Source organism: Oleiphilus sp. HI0080 (assembly GCF_001635135.1).
The window spans coordinates 1-5,787 of sequence record NZ_LWFU01001212.1 but is presented as its reverse complement, the minus strand read 5'-3'; the positions used below and the strand labels follow the sequence as shown (position 1 = coordinate 5,787).

The 5,787-nt window shown below is 49.8% G+C and carries 2 tRNA genes and 3 rRNA genes; all 5 read right to left on the bottom strand.

Annotation, left to right across the window (positions count from 1 at the left end):
* Window positions 1-38: 38 nt before the first annotated feature.
* Window positions 39-153, bottom strand: a 5S ribosomal RNA gene (rrf, locus tag A3751_RS21240).
* Window positions 154-329: 176 nt separating this feature from the next.
* A 23S ribosomal RNA gene (locus tag A3751_RS21235) occupies window positions 330-3,212 on the bottom strand.
* 324 nt (window positions 3,213-3,536) lie between these two features.
* A tRNA-Ala gene (locus A3751_RS21230) sits at window positions 3,537-3,612 on the bottom strand.
* Between the two features lie 116 nt (window positions 3,613-3,728).
* A tRNA-Ile gene (locus A3751_RS21225) sits at window positions 3,729-3,805 on the bottom strand.
* 81 nt (window positions 3,806-3,886) lie between these two features.
* Window positions 3,887-5,420: ribosomal RNA gene (locus tag A3751_RS21220) — 16S ribosomal RNA — on the bottom strand.
* The 16S, 23S and 5S rRNA genes sit together here with 2 tRNA genes alongside, the layout of an rRNA operon.
* Window positions 5,421-5,787 lie beyond the last annotated feature (367 nt).

Sequence of the window (5,787 nt, the reverse complement as noted above, 5' to 3'; positions counted from 1 at the left end):
AAACCCCAGCAGGGTGTCTGCTGGGGTTTCTGATTAAAGCCTGACGATGACCTACTCTCACATGGGACCTCCCACACTACCATCGGCGATGAACCGTTTCACTTCTGAGTTCGGGATGGGATCAGGTGGTTCCAGTTCTCTATGGTCGTCAGGCAAAACTCTGGTTGAAGACCATCACTGATCACCAACACTTAATTCTGCTGTTGTCTTTAACATTGGAAGCGATAGTAGCGCTTGGATGATGTTCGACTCACATCATTTCGTTATCCGTCTTTCGTTCGATCTGGACTTTACACCAGAGACTTCTCTCGAAGCGTCTTTGGCGTTATATAGTCAAGCCTCACGGGCAATTAGTACTGGTTAGCTCAACGCCTCACAACGCTTACACACCCAGCCTATCAACCTCATAGTCTTTAAGGGCCCTTTAGGATTCTCAAGGAATCAGGGAAAACTTATCTTGAAGGGGGCTTCCCGCTTAGATGCCTTCAGCGGTTATCCTGTCCGAACATAGCTACCGGGCAATGCCATTGGCATGACAACCCGAACACCAGAGGTTCGTCCACTCCGGTCCTCTCGTACTAGGAGCAGCTCTTCTCAATTTTCCAACGTCCACGGCAGATAGGGACCGAACTGTCTCACGACGTTCTAAACCCAGCTCGCGTACCACTTTAAATGGCGAACAGCCATACCCTTGGGACCGGCTTCAGCCCCAGGATGTGATGAGCCGACATCGAGGTGCCAAACACCGCCGTCGATGTGAACTCTTGGGCGGTATCAGCCTGTTATCCCCGGAGTACCTTTTATCCGTTGAGCGATGGCCCTTCCATACAGAACCACCGGATCACTATGACCTACTTTCGTACCTGCTCGACGTGTCTGTCTCGCAGTTAAGCGGGCTTATGCCATTACACTAACCGCATGATGTCCGACCATGCTTAGCCCACCTTCGTGCTCCTCCGTTACTCTTTGGGAGGAGACCGCCCCAGTCAAACTACCCACCACACAGTGTCCTCGATCCAGATAATGGACCTGAGTTAGAACCTCAAACATACCAGGGTGGTATTTCAAGGATGGCTCCACACACACTGGCGTGCATGTTTCAAAGCCTCCCACCTATCCTACACAAGTAGGCTCAAAGTTCACTGTGAAGCTGTAGTAAAGGTTCACGGGGTCTTTCCGTCTAGCCGCGGATACGCTGCATCTTAACAGCGATTTCAATTTCACTGAGTCTCGGGTGGAGACAGCTTAGCCATCGTTACACCATTCGTGCAGGTCGGAACTTACCCGACAAGGAATTTCGCTACCTTAGGACCGTTATAGTTACGGCCGCCGTTTACCGGGGCTTCGATCAAGAGCTTCGCATACGCTAACCCCATCAATTAACCTTCCGGCACCGGGCAGGTGTCACACCCTATACGTCCTCTTTCGAGTTTGCAGAGTGCTGTGTTTTTAATAAACAGTCGCAGCTAACTGGTATCTTCGACTGCCGCTAGCTTAGGGAGCAAGTCCCATCACCGGCAGCAGCGTACCTTCTCCCGAAGTTACGGTACCATTTTGCCTAGTTCCTTCACCCGAGTTCTCTCAAGCGCCTTGGTATTCTCTACCTGACCACCTGTGTCGGTTTGGGGTACGGTTTCTTTATATCTGAAGCTTAGAAGTTTTTCCTGGAAGCAGAGCATCAACCACTTCAATCCCGTAGGATCTCGTCATCAGTTCTCAGCCTTAGGGGACCGGATTTGCCTAATCCCCCAGCCTACAACCTTAAACATGGACAACCATCGCCATGCTGGCCTAGCTTTCTCCGTCTCTCCATCGCAATATAAAGAAGTACAGGAATATTAACCTGTTTCCCATCGACTACGCTTCTCAGCCTCGCCTTAGGGGCCGACTCACCCTGCGCCGATTAGCGTTGCGCAGGAACCCTTGGTCTTCCGGCGGGGAAGTTTTTCACTCCCCTTATCGTTACTCATGTCAGCATTCGCACTTCTGATACCTCCAGCAAACCTCTCGATTCACCTTCAACGGCTTACAGAACGCTCCTCTACCATATAGATAAATCTATATCCGCAGCTTCGGTTCATAGTTTGAGCCCCGTTAAATCTTCCGCGCAGGCCGACTCGACTAGTGAGCTATTACGCTTTCTTTAAAGGATGGCTGCTTCTAAGCCAACCTCCTAGCTGTCTAAGCCTTCCCACATCGTTTCCCACTTAACTATGAATTTGGGACCTTAGCTGGCGGTCTGGGTTGTTGCCCTCTCCACAACGGACGTTAGCACCCGCAGTGTGTCTCCCGTGCTCGCACTCATAGGTATTCGGAGTTTGCATGGGGTTGGTAAGTCGGGATGACCCCCTAGCCCAAACAGTGCTCTACCCCCTATGGTGATACACGAGGCGCTACCTAAATAGCTTTCGAGGAGAACCAGCTATCTCCGAGTTTGATTAGCCTTTCACTCCTATCCACAAGTCATCCCCTGGCTTTTCAACGACAGTGGGTTCGGTCCTCCAGTCAGTGTTACCTAACCTTCAACCTGCTCATGGATAGATCACTCGGTTTCGGGTCTAATCCTAGCAACTATGCGCCCTATTAAGACTCGGTTTCCCTACGGCTCCCCTATACGGTTAACCTTGCTACTAAAATTAAGTCGCTGACCCATTATACAAAAGGTACGCAGTCACAGAACAAGTCTGCTCCCACTGCTTGTACGCATACGGTTTCAGGATCTATTTCACTCCCCTCACAGGGGTTCTTTTCGCCTTTCCCTCACGGTACTGGTTCACTATCGGTCAGTCAGGAGTATTTAGCCTTGGAGGATGGTCCCCCCATCTTCAGACAAGATAACACGTGTCCCGTCCTACTTAATATGTGATCGCTGTGTCTTCGTGTACGGGGCTATCACCCTCTATTGCTGCACTTTCCAGAGCATTCCACTAACACAACAACCATCGGCTACTCCCCGTTCGCTCGCCGCTACTAGGGGAATCTCGGTTGATTTCTTTTCCTCCGGGTACTTAGATGTTTCAGTTCTCCGGGTTCGCTTCCTACACCTATGTATTCAGTGCAGGATATCCGCCTTATGACGGATGGGTTTCCCCATTCGGAAATCGTTGGGTCAAAGCTCGTTTACCAGCTTACCAACGCTTATCGCAGGTTTCTACGTCCTTCATCGCCTCTGACTGCCAAGGCATCCACCGTATGCGCTTAGTCGCTTGACTATATAACCCAAAGAGTCCTCCAGGACGACCTTTTACCATCCTAGTCTCGAGTCATATAACGACCAAATCGTAACGTTTTCGCCGGATAACGCTTGATATGAATCTCATTTCTTACATTATCCATACTACATACACCATCGCTGATAGTGATGGGCACATAGTATTTAGCATTGCACCATCAATAGTCATCACAACTACTAACAATGCCTTTCTACTATCACATTCCAAATTGTTAAAGAGCTTTCTGATCTCTGATCAGAACTAAAACAACTCAACAAAAGCCAACGCCTTTATCGAATAATTTTAGTTATGAGCAGAAGAAATTGGTGGAGCTAAGCAGGATCGAACTGCTGACCTCCTGCGTGCAAGGCAGGCGCTCTCCCAGCTGAGCTATAGCCCCAATTTACAGCGGTTTTTGCAAACCTTAATAAGGTATATTTTCTATTAGGCGAGGAACGTCTTGCGTCGCGTACTAACAGTACGTGAGCAATGCGTTAACGAAGCATAATGGAAAATTGGTAGGCCTGGGCAGACTTGAACTGCCGACCTCACCCTTATCAGGGGTGCGCTCTAACCACCTGAGCTACAGGCCTTCTAGGGCCTATGCCCTTTCGCTCTCTAAATACCAACCAAGCAATTCGTGTGAACTCTGACCAAAATGAGTCCGTTTCGTTTAAGGAGGTGATCCAGCCCCAGGTTCCCCTAGGGCTACCTTGTTACGACTTCACCCCAGTCATGAACCACACCGTGGTAATCGTCCTCCCGAAGGTTAGACTAACTACTTCTGGTGCAATCCACTCCCATGGTGTGACGGGCGGTGTGTACAAGGCCCGGGAACGTATTCACCGTGACATTCTGATTCACGATTACTAGCGATTCCGACTTCATGGAGTCGAGTTGCAGACTCCAATCCGGACTACGACAAGTTTTCTGGGATTAGCTCCACCTCGCGGCTTAGCGTCCCTTTGTACTTGCCATTGTAGCACGTGTGTAGCCCTGGTCGTAAGGGCCATGATGACTTGACGTCGTCCCCACCTTCCTCCGGTTTGTCACCGGCAGTCTCCTTAGAGTTCCCACCCGAAGTGCTGGCAAATAAGGATAAGGGTTGCGCTCGTTACGGGACTTAACCCAACATTTCACAACACGAGCTGACGACAGCCATGCAGCACCTGTCACTGCGTTCCCGAAGGCACCAATCTATCTCTAGAAAGTTCGCAGGATGTCAAGACCAGGTAAGGTTCTTCGCGTTGCATCGAATTAAACCACATGCTCCACCGCTTGTGCGGGCCCCCGTCAATTCATTTGAGTTTTAACCTTGCGGCCGTACTCCCCAGGCGGTCTACTTAGTGCGTTAGCTGCGCCACTAAGAAATCAAGTTTCCCAACGGCTAGTAGACATCGTTTACGGCGTGGACTACCAGGGTATCTAATCCTGTTTGCTCCCCACGCTTTCGCACCTCAGCGTCAGTATCAGTCCAGGTGGCCGCCTTCGCCACTGATGTTCCTTCCAATCTCTACGCATTTCACCGCTACACTGGAAATTCCACCACCCTCTACTGTACTCTAGCGAGTCAGTTCCAAATGCAGTTCCCAGGTTGAGCCCGGGGCTTTCACATCTGGCTTAACAAGCCGCCTACGCGCGCTTTACGCCCAGTAATTCCGATTAACGCTTGCACCCTCAGTATTACCGCGGCTGCTGGCACTGAGTTAGCCGGTGCTTCTTCTGTTGCTAACGTCAAGGCTAGCCGGTATTAACGACTAACTTTTCCTCACAACTGAAAGTGCTTTACAACCCGAAAGCCTTCTTCACACACGCGGCATGGCTGCATCAGGCTTGCGCCCATTGTGCAATATTCCCCACTGCTGCCTCCCGTAGGAGTCTGGGCCGTGTCTCAGTCCCAGTGTGGCTGATCATCCTCTCAGACCAGCTAGAGATCGTCGCCTTGGTGAGCCATTACCTCACCAACTAGCTAATCTCACGCAGGCCCATCCAATAGCGAGAGCCGAAGCCCCCTTTCCTCCGTAGAGCGTATGCGGTATTAATCCGGTTTTCACCGGGCTATCCCCCACTACTGGGCAGGTTCCTACGCGTTACTCACCCGTCCGCCGCTCGTCAGCATCTAGCAAGCTAGATCTGTTACCGCTCGACTTGCATGTGTTAAGCCTGCCGCCAGCGTTCAATCTGAGCCATGATCAAACTCTTCAGTTTAATCTCTCAAGTGATTCCAAAAGGAATCTAAATTTTGCTCAAGTAAAACTACTGTATAAAACAATTACTGTTTACAATAAATGAATTCACAGAACGTTGACTTGACAATCTCTTAATAGCTAGAAATTCCTAAGAACTTCAAAGCTTTAACGTGACATCATCTCAGTCAGCGCCCACACGAATTGCTTGGTTAATTTTTAAAGATCGGTGCTTGACGAACTGCTTCGTTCCCTCAAGCGAGGCGCGTATTCTACAGAGCCTCACATTCTTGTCAACGACTTTTTTGAAGTTTCTGATTTATTTTTTGAAGCCATTAAATCAGCAAAAAGTCATCAACAAAACCAGGTACTTATATAGCCAATATTTC